The sequence below is a fragment of the Klebsiella sp. CN_Kp106 genome (assembly GCF_040064575.1).
Lineage (GTDB): Bacteria > Pseudomonadota > Gammaproteobacteria > Enterobacterales > Enterobacteriaceae > Klebsiella > Klebsiella michiganensis.
Genome location: NZ_JBEAIG010000065.1, coordinates 18347 through 35523 on the forward strand (window position 1 = coordinate 18347; position 17177 = coordinate 35523).

Genomic DNA, 17177 nt, shown 5'->3' on the forward strand with positions numbered 1-17177 from the left:
CTTATTGATTGAGGCCGCGCACGGAGGAAATAAACTGCTTCAGTTCGCTGGTCTGCGGGTTGGCGAACAGCGTTTTGCTGTCGCCCTGCTCCCAGACCCGTCCCTGATGCATAAACACGACGCGGTCGCCCACTTCGCGGGCAAAATTCATTTCATGGGTCACGAGAATCAGCGTCATGCCCTCCGCCGCCAGCTGCTCCAGCACCTTAAGCACTTCGCCAACCAGCTCCGGATCCAGCGCCGAGGTGATCTCGTCACAGAGTAAAACTTTTGGCGACATCGCCAGCGCGCGGGCAATCGCCACGCGCTGCTGCTGGCCGCCGGAGAGACTCGACGGGTAGTAATCGAGCCGGTCGCCCAATCCGACCTTTTCCAGCATCCGCTGGGCCAGTTCACGGCACTCGGCGGCGCTCTTCTTCAGCACCCGACGCGGCGCCAGCATCACGTTTTCCAGCGCCGTCATATGCGGAAACAGGTTAAAACTCTGGAACACCATGCCGATAGAGCGGCTGATCTCCCGCGCCTGCGATTCGCGGTCGGTAATGGTCATCCCGCCGAGCTTAATGCTGCCTTCCTGATAGCCTTCCAGGCCGTTGATGCAGCGCAGCAGCGTGCTTTTGCCCGACCCGCTGCGGCCGATAATCGAGATCACTTCGCCCATATCGATATCCAGATCGACGCCCTTGAGCACGTGGTTATCGCCGTAGTACTTCTGCATCTGATTAATGGTGATGAGAGGCATTGAATTTGTTCTCCAGATGACGGCTGTAGCGGGACAGCGGGTAACACAGAATGAAATAGCCCAGCGCCACCAGCGCAAAGACTTTAAACGGCTGATACGTCACGTTGGTCAGCATCGTTCCCGCTTTGGTCAGCTCGACGAAGCCGATAATCGACGCCAGCGCGGTACCCTTGATCACCTGCACGGCAAACCCCACCGTCGGGGCGATGGCGATCCGCAGCGCCTGCGGGGCGACGACCCGATACAGCGTCTGGCCAAAGCTCAGCCCCAGACAGCGCGAGGCTTCCCACTGCCCTTTTGGCAGGGCGCGGATGCTGCCAAACCAGATATCGAGCAAAAAGGCGCTGGTATACAGCGTCAGCGCCAGCGACGCCGCGGTCCACGCCGAAACGTCGATGCCGAACAGCGCCACGCCGAAAAAGGCGAGAAACAGCTGCATCAGCAGCGGCGTCCCCTGAAACAGTTCGACATAGCCGCGGATCAGGCGTTTTACCTGACGCCCGCCGGTCATGCGCAGCAGCAGGAGCGGCAGCGTGACCAGCGCGCCGCCGAGAAACGCCACCAGCGACAGCAGCACCGTCCAGCGCCCGGCCAGCAGCAGATTGCGGACAATGTCCCAATCGGTAAAGGTGGTCATCATGCCTGCACCCCCAGCCATTTACGTCCCGCCGCCATCAGCAGCTGACGCATCGTTATCGACAGCGCTAAATAAATCCCCGTCGTCACCAGATAGACCTCAAAACTGAGGAAGGTGCGCGACTGAATCAGGTTAGCGGCAAAGGTCAGCTCTTCATAAGAGACCTGCGACACCACCGATGAACCGAGCATGACGATGATGCACTGGCTCACCAGCGCCGGATAAATGCGCTGCAGCGCGGGCGGCAGAATGACCTGAATAAAGATCTGCGTCCGGGTCAGCCCCAGTACGCGCCCCGCTTCCCACTGACCTTTCGGCGTCACCTGAATCCCGGCGCGTACGATCTCGGTACTGTAGGCCCCAAGATTGACCACCATCGCCAGCAGCGCGGCCTCGCCCGCCGTCATCTTCAGCCCCAGATTCGGTAAGCCGAAGACGATAAAAAACAGCTGTACCACAAACGGCGTGTTGCGAATCAGTTCGACATACCCGCCCCAAATCCGGCTGAACCACGTGGGACGCCCGCTGCGGATGGCGGCGCCGAAGATGCCAATCGTCAGGCCACCTATCGTCGCCAGCACCGTCAGCTGAATGGTCACCCACAGCCCCGCCAGCAGCTCCGGCCAGTGCGGCCAGAGCGCAGAAAAATGAAGTTGCTCCGTCATGCCCGGACCTTATGCGCCGAGGCTGGCAGGCAGCGGCGCTTTCAGCCACTTCTCAGACAAACCGTTCAGGGTGCCGTCTTTTACGCCCTGCTCAATCAGCGCATCCACTTTCGCCTTCAGGGCCGGTTGGTTCTTTTTCAGGCCGATAAAGCACGGCGAATCCTTCAGCATAAAGCTCGGCACCGGGGCCTTGTCAGCGTTCTGCCGGGAGATGGCCGCCACCACCAGGTTGCCGGTGGCCACATACTGCACCTGGCCAGATAAATAGGCCGACAGCGTGGTGTTGTTATCTTCGTAGCGCTTAATCTGCGCCTCTTTCGGCGCCACGCTGGTCAGCACCATATCTTCCACCGCGCCGCGGGTCACGCCCACGCTTTTACCGCTCAGCGCCGCCGGGTCTTTCAGCTCCGCGCCTTTCGGGCCAAATACGCCGAGGAAGAACGGCGCATAGGCGCGGCTAAAGTCGATCACCTTTTCGCGCTCGGCGTTTTTACCGAGGCTGGAAATCACCAGGTCCACCTTATCGGTTTGCAGATAAGGCACGCGGTTGGCGCTGGTCACCGGCACCAGCTGCAGCTTGAGCTTCATCTCTTTGGCGAGATAGCGCGCCATATCGATGTCGTAGCCCTGCGGCTGAAGGTCGGTGCCCACCGAGCCAAACGGCGGGAAATCCTGCGGCACCGCAATGCGGATCGTGCCGCGCTTTTCAATATCCTGGAGCTGGTCAGCTTTCGCCGCCGGGAGGTTGGTTAACAGACAAGCGGCCCCGGCCAGTGCGATCAACAGTTTCTTCATGATGTTTACCCGTTACGTTAGCATGAAACAAAAGATTCTTTAAAGTCACTTTTGCAACTAATGTGCCAGATAAAGCGCCGCGCATCGGGTTAGCCCGCCGTTGGGCTAAGCGAACGTAAAACAAGGGAAATTGAGGAATTAAGAGGGAACAACCGCGCGTTCCCCTATTATTTTATCGCACCAAAACCATGCAAAGCACCACGCTGGCGCCCCATTATCGTTGTTCCAGCTCGTCCAACTGCTGATAAAGGGTGGCGATGTCGTGAATGCGCGGGCGGCCTTTATCGAGAATTTCGTGCAGAAAGGCGTTCGACAGCAGATTGATCAGGCTATTGACCGAGGCGTAGCTGTCGTAGGCCGATACGCTATCCAGCGGCGCGCAGAGCCGCCAGCGCGCCAGCGGAAACAGGCCGTGGGCCTGCGGCTCGCACATCAGCAGCGCCGGAATGCCGCTGCTCTGCAGCTGCAGCAGCAGCGGGCGAATAATTCGCGGGCGGCGGCGGAACGCCATTACCACCACCAGATCGTCGGCGGTTAAGTCCACCAGCTCTTCGCTTAAGCTTTGTCCCGGCTGCGGCAGCACCAGCACCTGCCCGCGCGCCTGCAGGAGCTGCTGGCGCAGATGCAGCGCCGCCGGATAAGCATTGCGCATGCCGATAATCACGATACGCCGGGCGCTCACCAGCGCCTGAATCGCCTCGGCGAACTGCTGGACATCAAGGGCGTTAACCCACTGGGTCAGGTTGGCCATCTCCTGTTTATAGTGGCGCGCCAGCAGCGTGTTGCCCTGCACCGCATCGCGATTATCGGTCAGCGGCATTCCGCTCTGGCGCAGGGTGCGCAGCTCATCGCGCATATCTTTATATTTTTCATAGCCCAGGCGCTTGAACAGACGGCTGACCGTGGCTTTCGATACGCCGCTCAGCTGCGCCAGCTCGGCGCTGTTGTAGCTAATCAGGTCATCAAAATGATCGAAAATAAAATCCGCTACCCGCTGCTCCTGGGGCGATAATGACGGGTACTGCTCTTTCAGTCGTTCATCAAGCTGTTGCATAAGACCTCTGTAACTTTCGTTTCACCGCACTATACCGCTAACGCCTTTCATAATGCATGCCAGTTCGGCAAAAAACGCGCATCGTCGGCAACGATTGAAACTTTACGTTCAGATATGGAACAGCTTTTGCAACCCTCTGCGGACATTTCGCTTAATTGAGGACACCCCATGCAAAGTCATGTTGCCGCCCGCGGGATGGCGGTTGCGCCCCATCATCTGGCCAGCCAGAGCGCGCTGGCGGTTCTGCGCGAAGGCGGAAGCGCCATCGAAGCGATGGTCGCCGCCGCTGCGGCCATCGCCGTGGTTTACCCGCATATGAACGGCCTCGGCGGCGATGGCTTCTGGCTTATCGTGCCCCCCGAGGGCGATCCCATCGCCATTGACGCCAGCGGCGCGGCGGGGTCGCTGGCGACGCCGCAGGCCTACGCCGGCCTCGCGCAGATCCCCCACCGCGGACCGCAGGCGGCCCTGACCGTGGCGGGCACCGTCAGCGGCTGGGACGAAGCGCTTAAGGTTTCGCGGGAGTTAACCGGGAAATCGCTGCCGCTGACGCGTCTGCTGGAAGATGCCATCGGCTACGCCGCCGGCGGTATCCCGGTGACCGCCTCGCAGGCCAGCGCGACCGCCGATAAATTCAGCGAACTGCGCGACCAGCCCGGCTTCGCCGAAACCTTTCTGGTGGACGGCCAGCCGCCGAAGGCCGGGAGCCGCTTTTTGCAGCCGGCGCTGGCGAACACTCTGCGCCGATTAACCGAAGACGGTTTAGACAGCTTCTATCGCGGGCCGCTGGCGGAGCAGCTGGCCCGCGGTATGGAAAAGTACGGGCTGCCCGTCACCCTTAGCGACCTGCAGCAGCATCGCGCTCGCCGCCCCCAGCCGCTCAGGCTGTCGCACCGGCACGGCGAACTGTGGAACCTCGCGCCGCCGACCCAGGGGCTGGTTTCGCTGGCGATCCTCGGCATCACCGACAGGCTGGCGATGGCCGATGCCGACGATGCGATGACCGTCCACCGTATTGTGGAGGCGACCAAGCTGGCCTTCGGCCTGCGCGACGCGCATATCACCGATCCCCGCCACCTTGATGTCGATATCCAGAGCCTGCTGGCGCCGGCGGCGCTGCAGCCGCTGGCGGAGAATATCGACGACCAGCGGGCGGCCCCGTGGGGCGCGGGCAAAGGCCCGGGCGACACCGTATGGATGGGGGTTATCGATAAAAGCGGGCTGGCGGTCTCCTTTATCCAAAGCCTGTACCACGAGTTCGGCAGCGGCGTGGTGCTGCCGGAAAGCGGCATTGTCTGGCAGAACCGCGGAGCATCGTTCAGCCTCGACCCGCGCCACCTGCTGGCGCTGGCGCCCGGCAAGCAGCCGTTTCACACCCTCAACCCCGCCGCCGCAAGGCTGAACGATGGCCGGGTGATGGTGTACGGATCCATGGGCGGCGACGGCCAGCCGCAAACTCAGGCCGCTATTTTCACCCGCTACGTGATGCAAAACGTGCCGCTACAGGAGAGCATCACCCGGCCGCGCTGGCTGCTGGGGCGTACCTGGGGGCAGACTTCCGACTCGCTCAAGCTGGAGGGCCGCTTCAGCGCCGAAAGCGTTGCCCGCCTGCGTCAGCTGGGGCACGACGTTGACGTGCTGGCCGATTTTAGCGAAGCCATGGGCCACGCCGGGGCGATTGTACGCCATCCCAACGGCCTGTTTGAGGGGGCCAGCGATCCGCGCAGCAACGGCTCCGCCGCCGGTTATTAGGAGCTGATGATGAACACACCGCACAATGAATGGGACGCTTACCTCACACAAATGGAACAGCTGCTGGCGCTGGAGCTGGACGATGCGCGGCGCGCAGAGCTCAGGATGCAGTTTAGCCGCATTGCCGCCATGGCCGGGCCGCTGCTGGCCTTTCCCCTCGACGATCGCGTCGAAATCGCCGGAGTCTATAAAGCATGAAGCTACCTGAAATGACGATTCACGAAATCCAGCGCGCGCTGGCCACCGGCGAGCTCAGCGCCAAAGAGATCGCCCGCCACACCCTGGAGAACATCGCCCGCGTTAACCCGCAGATCAACGCCTGGACCCACGTCAGCGAAAAGCGCATGCTCGCTGAGGCGGAGAATATCGATACCCTGCGGCGGGAAAAAAAGCCCCTGCCCGCGCTGGCAGGCGTTCCCTACGCGGTGAAAAATCTGTTCGATGTCGCCGGCCATACCACCCTTGCCGGGGCACAGCTGCTGAGCGATCGCCCCGCCGCCGCCGCCGACAGCTGGGCGGTGCGCCAGCTGCATAGCGCAGGTGCGCTGCTCTCCGGGATGCTGAATATGGATGCCTACGCCTACGGTTTTACCACCGAGAACAGCCACTACGGGGCGACGCGTAACCCGCACGATCTTTCGCGGATCGCAGGCGGCTCCTCGGGCGGGTCGGCGGCGGCGGTGGCCGCCGGGCTGGTGAATTTCTCGCTGGGCAGCGATACCAACGGCTCCATTCGCGTCCCGGCCTCGCTGTGCGGGATCTTCGGCCTCAAGCCGACCTTTGGCCGTTTATCGCGCTCCGGCAGCCATCCTTTCGTCGCCAGCCTCGACCATATCGGTCCGTTTGCCCGCTGCGTCAGCGACCTTTCGGCGGTCTACGATGCGCTGCAGGGTCGCGATCCGGGCGATGGTTTTCAGGCCGACAAGGCCAGCGAGCGCACGGCTAATCTGCTGTCGCGCGGTCTCGAAGGCCTGCGCTGCGCCACGCTCGGCGGTTATTTTACGACATGGTGCGATAACGACGCCCGTGCGGCCGTCGCTCGCGTCGCCGGGGCGCTGGCGGCGCATGAGGCTGTGATTTTCCCGGAGGCGGAGCTGGCCCGCTCGGCGGCGTTTATTATCAGCGCCGCCGAGGGCGGAAATCAGTACCTGCCCGCGCTGCGTAGCCAGCCCGAACGTTTTGAGCCGAACTCCCGCGAGCGCCTGCTGGCGGGCGCGATGATCCCGTCGGCCTGGTATCTTCAGGCCCAGCGCTTCCGCCGCCACGCGCAGCAGGCGTTTAAAGCCCTGTTCGCCCATGCGGATGTGCTGATCGCCCCGGCCACGCCGTGCAGCGCGACGCCCATCGGCGCGCAGACCATGGAGATTAACGGCCAGCCGCTGCCGATTCGCGCCAGCATGGGGATGCTGACCCAGCCCATCTCCTTCCTTGGCCTGCCAGTGGTCACCGTGCCGCTGCGTACGGCGAACGGTCAGCCGATTGGCCTGCAGCTGATTGCCGCGCCTTTTAATGAACAAGCCTGTCTGCGCGCGGCGCGGGCGCTGGAGGAGATGGGCATTACCGACGCCCGCCCGGTGGAGATAGCAGCATGATGACGCAAGAGCAGATTAATCGCCCGTTGGTTCTCGCCGAGGTGACGGCGGCGTTTTACCGCTATGAGGAAGCGCTGGTGAGCAACGATATCGCGGTGCTGGATGAGCTGTTCTGGCACGATAAGCGCACGGTGCGGCTGGGGGCCGGGGAAAATCTCTACGGTATCGACGAAATCCGCGCCTTTCGCGCCGCCCGCCCGGCCGCCGGCCTGCAGCGCGCGCTGCGGCACACCACCATCACCACCTTCGGCGAGGATTACGCGGTGTGCAGCACCGAATTCACCCGCGAAGGCAGCGAACGCATTGGCCGACAGCAGCAAACCTGGGTGCGCTTCCCCTGCGGCTGGCGCATCGTCGCCGCCCAGGTGAGTTTGATGAGTTAAGCCCCGCGCCTTTCCCGGTATCCCCCGGGTTGCGCTGCGCTTACCCGGGCTACGGGTCCACAGAGGGTGATGAACCCGTAGCCCGGGCTACCGGATTGCGGCCGTTTGCAGAGCTGTAGCCCGGGTAAGCCGCTTGCGGCGTGACCCGGGGAACGCCTTTACCCCCGGAACGGATGAACGTCGCGCCAGTGGTCGGCAATCTGCTGACGAGTGCAGACCCAAACCTGGTCGTGCTGCTGCACATAATCAAGGAAACGCTGCAGCGCGCGGAAGCGGCCCGGGCGCCCCAGCAGGCGGCAGTGCATCCCGATGGACATCATCTTCGGCGCGCTGGCCCCCTCGGCGTACAGCACATCGAAGCTGTCTTTCAAATAGGTGTAAAACTGCTCGGCGGTATTGAACCCCTGGGCGGTGGCAAAGCGCATATCGTTGGCGTCGAGGGTATAAGGTACGATCAGGTGCGGCTTACGCGTCCCGTCGCCGCAGGCCACCTCGCTCCAGAACGGCAGATCGTCGCCATAATAGTCGCTGTCGTAATCAAAACCGCCGTGCTCCACCACCAACTGGCGGGTATGGGGACTATCGCGCCCGGTATACCAGCCGGTGGGCGGTTTGCCAAACAGATCGGTTAACACCTGCACGGCTTTATGAAGATGCTCCCGCTCCTGCTCGATAGGCATATTCTGGTAGTGGATCCAGCGCCAGCCGTGGCTGACCACGTCATAGTTCGCCGACTTAATCGCCTCGACCACCTCGGGATGACGCGCCAGCGCCATGGCGACGCCAAACACGGTCAGCGGCAGTCCCCGCTGGCTGAACTCATTATGGATGCGCCAGAAACCGGCGCGGCTGCCGTACTCATACAGCGAATCCATCGACATATGCCGGTCAGGGTAGCTGGCGGCGCCGATAATATCGGACAGAAACTGCTCAGAACCGGCATCGCCGTGCAGCACGTGGTTTTCCGAGCCCTCTTCGTAGTTCAGAACAAACTGCACGGCGATGCGCGCATTGTTCGGCCACCGCGCGTGCGGCGGCTGTCCGCCGTAGCCGCGCAGATCGCGCGGGTAATCGTCTGCCAAAAATGCCATCTGCTACCTCTTCATATTAAAAGGGATTTAATGCCTGAAATTTGCCGCTCAACGCTTTGGCTTCCGGAAACCCTAAATCGCCCTGCTTGCTGGTCGACAGGCCTAACGCCACCAGCGACTCAACCATTTTGACCGCCGCGCTGACGCCATCGATCACCGGCACGCGCAGCTCGCGGGTCAGCTCCTGGGCCAGCGTCGCCATCCCGCCGCAGCCCAGCACGATAGCCCCGCAGCCGTCCTCTTTTAGCGCCTGGATACAGCGCGCTCGTACTTTCTCCTGCGCCAGACCGCTGCCGTCCTCCAGCGCCAGCACCGGTAAATCAATGGCGTGCAGGGCGGCGCAGTGGTCATGAAAACCATACTGGTGCAGCAGATGACGCGCGATGATCAGGGTGCGCGGCAGCGTGGTCACGATGGAAAAACGGGTGGCCACCAGCGTCGCCATATGCATCGCCGCTTCGGCAATCCCCACTACCGGCCCCTGCGCCAGCTCGCGCGCCGCCAGCAGCCCGGGGTCGCCAAAACAGGCGATCACGTGCCCGTCTACCCCCTGTTGACGACCGGCTTTGATCTGCTCCAGCACGCCCACGGCGGCGATGGCTTCATCAAAGTGCCCCTCTATCGACGGCACGCCCTCGCGGGGGCAGATCGCCAGAATCTCGGTTCCCGGCGCGGCAGCCGCCCGCGCGGCGGCACCGATGGTTTCCGTCATGGCCAGGCTGGTGTTGGGGTTGATGACTTGTATACAAACAGCGGCCATTACGGCTCCTTATAGCCGGCAAACAGCCGGGCAAAATCGGGCAGGGTCACGCCAGAGCGCTCAAAACAGAGGCTGGCGACAATATGTTCAAAATGGTGGCTTAAGGCGTCGCTCAGGGGCTGGAGCGCCTTGTCACGCAGCAGCTGGACAAGCTGTTCGTGATCGTCGCAGCGGCAGCCCTGACGCCACGGCGATCCCCACGCCGCGATAACCAAGGATGAACGCTGGCTCAGGCGGGTCACCATCTCGGTGAGCACCTGATTGCCGGAGATCGCCTGCAGCTGGATATGAAACTCGGCCGAATAGCGGATCGCCGCCGGGCCGTCATAGCGTTCATGCGCCTGTTGCTCCTGACGGATAATGGCCTCCAGCGCCGCCAGGTGCGGCGGCTGGCAGCGGGTCAGCACATCCGGCAGGTTGGCCACCTCCAGCAGCGCGCGGGTACGGAAGATCGCCTGCGCCTCTTCGACCGTTGGGCTGGCGACCTGTGCACCACGTTTGGGCGTCAGGGCGACCATTTGCACAGTCGCGAGTCGTTGCAGCACTTTTCTGATCCCGGTGCGGCTTACGCCAAACACCTCCGCCAGCGCCTCCTCCGGCAGTTTGCTCCCCGGCGGCAGCTGATGCTCGACGATCGCGGTCATCAGCGCCTGATAGATGGATTCGTCTTTATCCTGCAGTTCTGGCGCGGCCTGCAGACGATGTTGGTTGCTCATTAACCACTCCGACTTTCACTTTTTGATATCGAATCGTATACATAAAATTTAATTCTTGCATACAAAATTAACTGTTTTGGCCTGATTCCTGCAACAGCCTCGGCAATCCATTTAAACGGGTGTTCATTTACAGGAGCAGGTTTCATGCCAAATCAACAAAATACGCATCAGGTTAAGGCCGCTGATCCCCACGCTGGATACAGCCCACGGCTTTGCAATGAGGATCTGGCGCCGACGCGCGACCAGAACTGGAGCTGGTACAACATCTTTTCTTTCTGGATGTCGGACGTGCACAGCATGGGAGGCTACGTGGTGGCGGCGAGCTTCTTTACCCTTGGTCTTGCGAGCTGGCAGGTGCTGCTGTGCCTGCTGGTGGGGATTTGCATCGTTCAGCTGTGCGCCAACCTGGTGGCGAAGCCCAGCCAGATGGCGGGGGTGCCCTACGCGGTCATTTGCCGTCAGGCGTTTGGCGTCTTTGGGGCCAATATTCCGGCGGTGATCCGCGGGCTTATCGCCTTCGCGTGGTACGGCATTCAGACCTATCTCGCCGCCAACGCGCTGATGCTGGTGCTGCTGAAGTTCTGGCCCTCGCTGTCGACGCTCACCGCTTCCAGCTTCCTTGGCCTGTCGCATCTGGGCTGGCTCTGCTTCGCCACCATGTGGCTGCTGCAGGCGATGGTGTTCTGGCACGGGATGAACGCCATCAAGCGCTTTATCGATATCGCCGGCCCGGCGGTCTACGTGGTAATGCTGGCGCTGGCGGGATGGATTGTATACAAGACCGGTTTTGACGGGATCTCCTTTACCCTCGCCAGCAAATCGCTGAGCGCCGGGGAGCAGACCTGGCAGATGATCACCGCCACCGCGCTGGTGGTCTCCTACTTCTCCGGCCCGCTGCTCAACTTTGGCGATTTCTCGCGCTACGGCAAAAGCATGGGTGAGATCCGCCGCGGCAACCGCTGGGGCCTGCCGTTTAACTTCCTGCTGTTCTCCATCGTGACCGTGGTGATTGTCTCCGGCACGCAGTCGCTGTTTGGCCGCATGATCACCGACCCGATTGAGACCGTGAGCCGCGTGGGTAACGACCTGGCGGTCGCCATTGGCCTGCTGACCATGATCACCGCCACCATCGGGATTAATATCGTGGCCAACTTTGTCTCCCCGGCGTTCGATTTCTCTAACTGCTCGCCGCAGAAAATCAGCTTCCGCACCGGCGGGATGATTGCCGCCGTGGGATCGATTTTGCTGACGCCGTGGAACCTGTTTAACTCGCCGGAGCTGATCCACTACACCCTCGACGTGCTGGGGGCGTTTATCGGCCCGCTGTTCGGTATCCTGATCGTGGACTTTTACATCATTAAGCGCGGCAAGGTTTCCGTTAACGACCTGTTCGACGACACGCCAAAAGGCCAGTACTGGTACCGCAACGGCTTTAACCCGAAAGCGATCGCCGCCCTGGTACCCTCCGTCGCGATTGGTCTGGTCATCAGCTTTATTCCGGCCCTGCACGAAGTGGCTAACTTTAGCTGGTTTATCGGCGTCTTCCTGAGTGGCGCGGCCTACCGCTGGATCGCCCGCGACGAGCGCGTCGGCGCCACCGCCGGCTTCAGCGCCCTCGCCCAGAAAGAGTAACCCGGCTTTCCCGCCGCGGCGTCACGTCGCGGCGGCTCTCCGCCTGCGCAAACTGGCATTAATCTTGCTCAATCAACCTATCCTTTCGCTAACCCACAGGGCAGCTATGATGTTTGACTACCATGCCGCGGTTCGCGGCGCATTTTTCGATATCGCCGGGGTTGCCGAGAGCGCCGACGATATCGCCCGCCAGGCGCGCTATCTGGAGGATGGCGTGTTGTTTCTTCGCGCCGGACGCATTCAGGCGCTGCTGCCGTGGCAGGAGGGCGAACGCTTTCTGCACCCGCAGAAGGGCTATCGCGACCTGCGCGGTAAGCTACTGCTGCCGGGGTTTGTCGATGCCCACGTCCACTATCCGCAAACCGAGATGATCGGCGCATTTGGCGAGCAGTTGCTGGAGTGGCTCACCACTTATACCTTTCCGGTGGAGAGCCAGTTTGCCGATGCCGACTACGCCGCGGAGATCGCGCAGTTTTTTGTCAACCAGCTGCTGAGCCACGGCACCACCACCGCACTGGTTTTTTGTACGCTGCATCCGCAATCGGTGGATGCCCTGTTTAACGAAGCGCTGCGCCTGAATATGCGCCTGCTCGCCGGCAAAGTGATGATGGATCGCCACGCGCCGGACTACCTTAGCGAAAGCGCGGAGCAGAGCTACCGGCAAACCCGCGAACTGATTGAACGCTGGCACCGGCGCGGCCGCCTCGGCTATGCCATTACGCCGCGCTTCGCGCCGACCTCAACGCCGGAGCTGCTGGCCGCGGTGCGGCAGCTGCGGGAAGAGTTTCCCGATACCTGGCTGCATACCCATCTGAGCGAAAACCTCAACGAGGTGGCGTGGGTAAAAAGCCTGTGGCCGGAGCATGAGCACTATCTTGACGTCTACCATCACTATCGGCTGACCGGCGAGCGTAGCGTGTTTGCCCACGGCATTCACCTGGCGGACGCCGAGTGGCAGTGCCTGCACGAGACCGGTTCAGCGCTGGCCTTCTGCCCGACGTCAAACCTGTTTCTCGGCAGCGGGCTGTTTCGTTTACCGGCCTGCTGGCAGAACAAAGTGCGCATGGGCATCGGTAGCGATGTTGGCGCGGGCACCACGTTCAGTATGCTGCGCACCCTCGGCGAGGCGTATAAGGTCAGCCAGCTGCAAAGCTATCGCCTGCGCGCCAGCGAAGCCTTCTACCATGCGACCCTTGGCGGCGCGCGCGCGCTGCGCCTTGACGAGAAGATTGGCAATTTCCAGCCCGGCAAAGAGGCCGATTTTGTGGTTATCGACCCGGCGGTCACGCCGCTGCAAAGGTTGCGCAGCGGGCGCTGCAAAGATATCTATGAACAGCTGTTCGTGCTGATGACCCTGGGCGATGAACGTAATATCAGCGAGACGTGGGTAAACGGCGAGCGCGTGTGGGGGGATGCGGCTGCGCAGTAGTCCCTTTCCCGGAGGCGGCTCGTTGTGCCTGTCCGGGCTACCAGACCACAGACAGTGCCGAACTCGTAGCCCGGACAGGCGCGCAGCGCCGCCTCCGGGGAAATTTAGCTGCCGCGATAGGTGGACCAGCCGCCGGGGGCAATTAAAAACGGTAAATGATAGTGCTCGCCAGCCGCTTCGCGGATGACGAAATCAATCTGCGCGCTCAGGTAGAGCGTCTCGCGCCCGCTGGCGGCAAACCACTCGCCGATTTCCGCGCACAACCGGTAACGCCCCGGCGCCAGCGTCCCGGCGCCGAGTTCGCCAATGCGACCGTTATCATCGGTGACGCCGCGGGCAACCAGCGCGCCTTCGCGCTCCAGCGCAATCTTTACGCCCTGCGCCGGTCGGCCGGTGGAAATATCCAGAATATGGGTGCTTAAGGTACTCATTCGCCAATCGCTCCTTCCAGTCTTAATAGGGTGATTTCGCGCAGCTGCGCTAACGCGTCCTCGACTTCTGCGCGCTCGCTGTTTTGCAGGCGACGCGACAGCGCCGCCAGGATTTCATCCCCGCTGCGCCCTTTCGCGCGAATCAAAAAGACCCGGCCAAATCGCGCTTCGTAGCGGGCGTTGCCCTCTTTCAGCGCCTGCGCCAGCGCAGCATCGCGGTCATCAACGCTTCCCTGTTCCTGACGCGAGAGCGCCGCGTGCGCCTGAGACCCGGCGGACTTTTCGCCGATACGCGGATGGGCGCTTAGCGCCTCGGTCAGCTCCGCTTCGCCCCACGCCGCCATCAGCCGCCGGGCGGCGCTGAGTAAATCAGCGCGGCTGCGCCAGGGCCGGCCGGCGGCCAGCGCCGCCGCCCAGCCGGAGATGGCCACGCAGGGTTCCAGCACGGCGACGGCATGTTCGCCGCTCAGCTGATTAAAGTGATTCAGCGCGATCATCGGTGCTCCTTGTGGCCGCCGCCGCGGCCGGTTTCTCTTCCGGAATAATCAGATTCAGGACAATCGCCACCAGCCCGCCGCTGGTCGCCGCGGAACCGAACAGGTTACCCACGATCGGCGGGAAGTGGGTCAGAAACGCCGGAACCGCTTCAATGCCGAGACCAAAACCGAAGGCCAGGCCAACGATCAGCATATCGCGACGGGTTAGCGGTTTCTGGGTGATAATGCGGATCCCCGCCGCCACAACGCAGCCAAACATCACCATCGTCGCGCCGCCCAGCACCGGCGCCGGGATCTGGCGCAGTATCTCGCCGAACGGCGGAAACAGGCCCAGCAGAATCAAAATCACCCCGATGTAGCGGCCAACGTAGCGGCTGGCGACGCCGGTCATCTGAATCACGCCGTTGTTTTGCGCAAAGGTGGTATTCGGGAACGCGCACAGCATCGCCGCCACCATGCAGCTTATGCCATCGGCAAGAATGCCGCCTTTCAGCCGCGAACGAAAGGCCTCGTCATCTATCGACTGCTGAGAGATCAGGCAATTGGCCGTCAGATCGCCTACCGCCTCAAGAATGCAGACCAGCGACACCAGCGCAATCGGCAGAAAAATCGCGCTGTTAAACTGAAAACCAAACGGGAACAGCTGCGGTAAGCGGAACCAGACATCGCCGACGCCTTTAAGCTGGAACGATCCGCTCAGCGCCGCCGCCGCGCAGCCGACGGCAATCCCCACCACCACCGAAGAGAGACGCAGCCAGCGGTTTTTCGCACAGCTCAGCAGGACGATGGTCCCCAGCGTGCCCGCGCCGAGGGCGATATTGCTCATGCTGGCAAACGCTTTAGCCTGCTCGCCGCCGCACCAGTTAATGACGCTGACTTTAATCAGGCTAATGCCGATCAGCGCAATCACGCTGCCGGTAATCACCGGAGTAAAAATGCGCTTCAGCGGTTCAATAAAGCGGCTAACGAGACAGGGCACCAGCGCGGCAACAACGTTGACGCCAAACAGCATGGCCATAATATCCTGCGGCGTGCCGCCCTGCCCTTTTACCCACATACCGCCGGCAATGGCGACGCCGAGGAACGCAAAGCTGGTCCCCTGCATACAGATCATGCCCGCGCCGATCCCCCACAGGCGGTTGGATTGCAGGAAGGTCCCGATGCCGGAAGCCAGCAGGGACATGCTGATCAAATAGGGCAGCCACTCCCCCAGCCCCAGCGCCGCGCCGATAATCAGCGGCGGCGTAATAATGCCTACCAGCCCGGCGAGTACGTGCTGTAAGGCGCTAAAAAAAGCCGGGAGCGGCGGGATCCGCTGCTCAAGGCCGTACAGTAAGCCGCCGTTTTTTTCATCTGACATGGTCGTTTCATCCCGTTGCGAATAAGCGTGCGGGAACGGGTGCACAAAACAGGCCAAATTCGCTCACATTTGCGCAACATTTAATTTTATTCCGTTTTTTCAAGCAGATAACCCATCATTTTTGCCAGGTCCCTGGCGTCTGACCTCGGCGCGACAATGAAACATTAGATTCTCAATTACAAATTTAGAAATTATTGATTCATAAAAAGGCAATAAAACCCGCTCTGCGCACCAGCGTTGTGCAACCGCACGGTCGCGGGGAGCCAGAATCGGCGAAATCAGCGCCTGCGCCAAAGTGGTACGCAAATTGCTCAAGCCAATAACGACGTATGTAAAGGAGAAGCAAATGAAAGCATTAGTTATCGGCGGCGGAATCGGCGGCCTGAGCGCGGCGGTGGCATTAAAAAATGCCGGTATCCACTGCGAAGTCTTTGAAGCGGTGAAAGAAATCAAGCCGGTGGGCGCGGCCATCTCCATCTGGCCTAACGGCGTTAAGTGCATGAAGCATTTAGGCATGGGGGATATTATCGAGAGTTACGGCGGCCCCATGTATTTTCTGGCTTACAAGGATTATCTGCGCGGGGAGACTCTGACGCAGTTCAGCCTCGCGCCGCTGGTGGCGCGCACCGGTGGCCGTCCCTGTCCGGTTTCCCGCGCCGAGCTGCAGCGCGAGATGCTCAACTTCTGGGGGCGCGACGCCGTGCAGTTTGGTAAACGCGTCACCCGCTGCGAAGAAAACGCCGACGGGGTTCGCGTCTGGTTTACCGACGGGTCGATGGCTGAAGGCGATTTTCTGATTGCCGCCGACGGTAGCCATTCGGCGCTGCGCCCGTACGTGCTCGGCTATACCCCTGAGCGCCGCTACGCGGGCTACGTTAACTGGAACGGTCTGGTGGAAATTGATGAGGCGATTGCGCCGGGCAACCAGTGGACCACCTTCGTTGGCGAGGGGAAACGGGTGTCGCTGATGCCGGTCTCCGATGGACGGTTTTACTTTTTCTTTGATGTTCCGCTCCCGGCGGGGCTGGCCGAGGATCGCAGCACCCTGCGCGCGGATCTCAGCCGCTACTTCAGCGGCTGGTCGCCGCAGGTGCAGAAGCTGATCGCCGCCCTCGACCCGCAGACCACCAACCGCATTGAAATCCATGATATCGAGCCGTTTGAACGGCTGGTTCGCGGCAAGGTGGCGCTGCTGGGCGATGCCGGGCACAGCACCACGCCGGATATCGGCCAGGGCGGCTGCGCGGCGCTGGAGGATGCGGTGGTGCTGGGGGATCTGTTCCGCCAGAGCCGGGATATCACCGAGGTATTGCGCCAGTACGAAGCGCAGCGCTGCGACCGGGTCCGCGACCTGGTGCTGAAGGCGCGTAAACGCTGCGATGTGACCCACGGTAAAGATATGGCGCTGACGGAAGCCTGGTATCAGGAGCTGAAATCCGAAACCGGGGAGCGGATTATCAACGGTCTGTGCGAAACCATTCAGGGCGGCCCGCTGGGGTAAAGATGCTGGCATCAGCCCCCTTCCCGGCTCGCGGCGTAAACGCCTTAGCCGGGCTACCGGATCGCAGATGCCGGGGAACCTGTAGCCCGGTCAGCTCGTAGCCCGGCTAAGCGCAGCGCGAGCCGGGAAGAAGCCACGCC

At 61.8% G+C, this 17177-nt stretch carries 17 protein-coding genes and 1 pseudogene; 7 read left to right on the top strand and 11 right to left on the bottom strand.

Annotated features, from left to right (window positions below; all coding sequences use genetic code 11):
- Position 1: 1 nt before the first annotated feature.
- The 5 genes from ABLU96_RS21740 to hpxU all read right to left on the bottom strand — a co-directional run bounded on the left by ABLU96_RS21740 (position 2) and on the right by hpxU (position 3893).
- Positions 2 to 742, bottom strand: a complete 741-nt coding sequence (locus ABLU96_RS21740; RefSeq protein ID WP_025106229.1) for an amino acid ABC transporter ATP-binding protein — start codon at positions 740 to 742, stop codon at positions 2 to 4.
- Entirely contained in the window at positions 723 to 1379 is a 657-nt protein-coding gene (locus ABLU96_RS21745; protein ID WP_014228771.1) for an amino acid ABC transporter permease, read from the bottom strand. Before ABLU96_RS21745 ends, ABLU96_RS21740 begins: the two co-directional genes overlap by 20 nt.
- Positions 1379 to 2044 carry an amino acid ABC transporter permease gene (locus ABLU96_RS21750; protein WP_064375815.1) on the bottom strand — a complete coding sequence of 222 codons (666 nt, stop codon included), beginning with the start codon at positions 2042 to 2044 and terminating at the stop codon, positions 1379 to 1381. Before ABLU96_RS21750 ends, ABLU96_RS21745 begins: the two co-directional genes overlap by 1 nt.
- Positions 2045 to 2053: 9 nt before the next feature.
- Positions 2054 to 2839, bottom strand: coding sequence for a transporter substrate-binding domain-containing protein (locus ABLU96_RS21755; protein ID WP_014838043.1), 786 nt, complete (start codon positions 2837 to 2839; stop codon positions 2054 to 2056).
- A 214-nt stretch (positions 2840 to 3053) separates the two neighbouring features.
- Positions 3054 to 3893 (bottom strand): MurR/RpiR family transcriptional regulator HpxU, encoded by an 840-nt coding sequence (gene hpxU, locus ABLU96_RS21760; RefSeq protein WP_032749663.1) that lies wholly within the window; start codon positions 3891 to 3893, stop codon positions 3054 to 3056.
- Between the two features lie 168 nt (positions 3894 to 4061).
- On the opposite strand from hpxU, the gene hpxW reads away from it, so the two are divergent.
- Genes hpxW through hpxZ form a run of 4 tightly spaced genes read left to right on the top strand, consistent with a single transcriptional unit; the run spans position 4062 to position 7620 of the window.
- Positions 4062 to 5645 carry an oxamate amidohydrolase gene (gene hpxW, locus ABLU96_RS21765; RefSeq protein ID WP_064405532.1) on the top strand — a complete coding sequence of 528 codons (1584 nt, stop codon included), beginning with the start codon at positions 4062 to 4064 and terminating at the stop codon, positions 5643 to 5645.
- 9 nt (positions 5646 to 5654) lie between these two features.
- The gene (gene hpxX / locus ABLU96_RS21770) at positions 5655 to 5843 is read left to right on the top strand and encodes an oxalurate catabolism protein HpxX (RefSeq protein ID WP_047725089.1); all 189 of its coding nucleotides are present in this window, start codon (positions 5655 to 5657) and stop codon (positions 5841 to 5843) included.
- Complete coding sequence (locus ABLU96_RS21775; RefSeq protein WP_064405534.1) at positions 5840 to 7237, top strand: AtzE family amidohydrolase; 1398 nt, start codon at positions 5840 to 5842, stop codon at positions 7235 to 7237. The genes hpxX and ABLU96_RS21775 overlap by 4 nt, the downstream gene beginning before the upstream one ends.
- Positions 7234 to 7620, top strand: coding sequence for an oxalurate catabolism protein HpxZ (hpxZ, locus tag ABLU96_RS21780; protein ID WP_009653539.1), 387 nt, complete (start codon positions 7234 to 7236; stop codon positions 7618 to 7620). Before ABLU96_RS21775 ends, hpxZ begins: the two co-directional genes overlap by 4 nt.
- Before the next feature lie 158 nt (positions 7621 to 7778).
- Here hpxZ and puuE read toward each other — a convergent pair whose 3' ends face one another.
- The 3 genes and pseudogenes from puuE to ABLU96_RS21795 all read right to left on the bottom strand — a co-directional run bounded on the left by puuE (position 7779) and on the right by ABLU96_RS21795 (position 10187).
- Positions 7779 to 8711 carry an allantoinase PuuE gene (gene puuE / locus ABLU96_RS21785; RefSeq protein WP_004849698.1) on the bottom strand — a complete coding sequence of 311 codons (933 nt, stop codon included), beginning with the start codon at positions 8709 to 8711 and terminating at the stop codon, positions 7779 to 7781.
- Positions 8599 to 9471, bottom strand: a pseudogene (locus tag ABLU96_RS21790) (aspartate/glutamate racemase family protein); the annotation flags it as partial. The pseudogene ABLU96_RS21790 and the gene puuE, both read right to left, overlap by 113 nt.
- Positions 9471 to 10187: a GntR family transcriptional regulator gene (locus ABLU96_RS21795; RefSeq protein WP_014228762.1), complete on the bottom strand. Its 717-nt coding sequence runs from the start codon at positions 10185 to 10187 to the stop codon at positions 9471 to 9473. The gene ABLU96_RS21795 and the pseudogene ABLU96_RS21790, both read right to left, overlap by 1 nt.
- Positions 10188 to 10331: 144 nt before the next feature.
- On the opposite strand from ABLU96_RS21795, the gene ABLU96_RS21800 reads away from it, so the two are divergent.
- On the top strand, positions 10332 to 11819 hold the full coding sequence (locus tag ABLU96_RS21800; protein ID WP_014228761.1) for an NCS1 family nucleobase:cation symporter-1: 1488 nt from the start codon (positions 10332 to 10334) through the stop codon (positions 11817 to 11819).
- A gap of 109 nt (positions 11820 to 11928) precedes the next feature.
- The gene (guaD, locus tag ABLU96_RS21805) at positions 11929 to 13248 is read left to right on the top strand and encodes a guanine deaminase (protein ID WP_064405537.1); all 1320 of its coding nucleotides are present in this window, start codon (positions 11929 to 11931) and stop codon (positions 13246 to 13248) included.
- Positions 13249 to 13352: 104 nt separating this feature from the next.
- On the opposite strand, the gene uraH is transcribed toward guaD, so the two are convergent.
- The 3 genes from uraH to ABLU96_RS21820 are packed head-to-tail and all read right to left on the bottom strand — an operon-like array spanning position 13353 to position 15536.
- A complete protein-coding gene (gene uraH / locus ABLU96_RS21810) occupies positions 13353 to 13679 on the bottom strand; it encodes a hydroxyisourate hydrolase (protein WP_025106221.1) in 327 nt (108 codons plus the stop codon).
- Positions 13676 to 14176: a 2-oxo-4-hydroxy-4-carboxy-5-ureidoimidazoline decarboxylase gene (gene uraD / locus ABLU96_RS21815; RefSeq protein ID WP_064405539.1), complete on the bottom strand. Its 501-nt coding sequence runs from the start codon at positions 14174 to 14176 to the stop codon at positions 13676 to 13678. Before uraD ends, uraH begins: the two co-directional genes overlap by 4 nt.
- Entirely contained in the window at positions 14154 to 15536 is a 1383-nt protein-coding gene (locus tag ABLU96_RS21820) for a nucleobase:cation symporter-2 family protein (RefSeq protein WP_014228757.1), read from the bottom strand. The genes uraD and ABLU96_RS21820 overlap by 23 nt, the downstream gene beginning before the upstream one ends.
- Positions 15537 to 15882: 346 nt before the next feature.
- Between ABLU96_RS21820 and hpxO the strand changes: the two genes are divergently transcribed.
- A complete protein-coding gene (gene hpxO / locus ABLU96_RS21825) occupies positions 15883 to 17037 on the top strand; it encodes an FAD-dependent urate hydroxylase HpxO (RefSeq protein WP_046877434.1) in 1155 nt (384 codons plus the stop codon).
- The last annotated feature ends 140 nt before the right edge of the window (positions 17038 to 17177 follow it).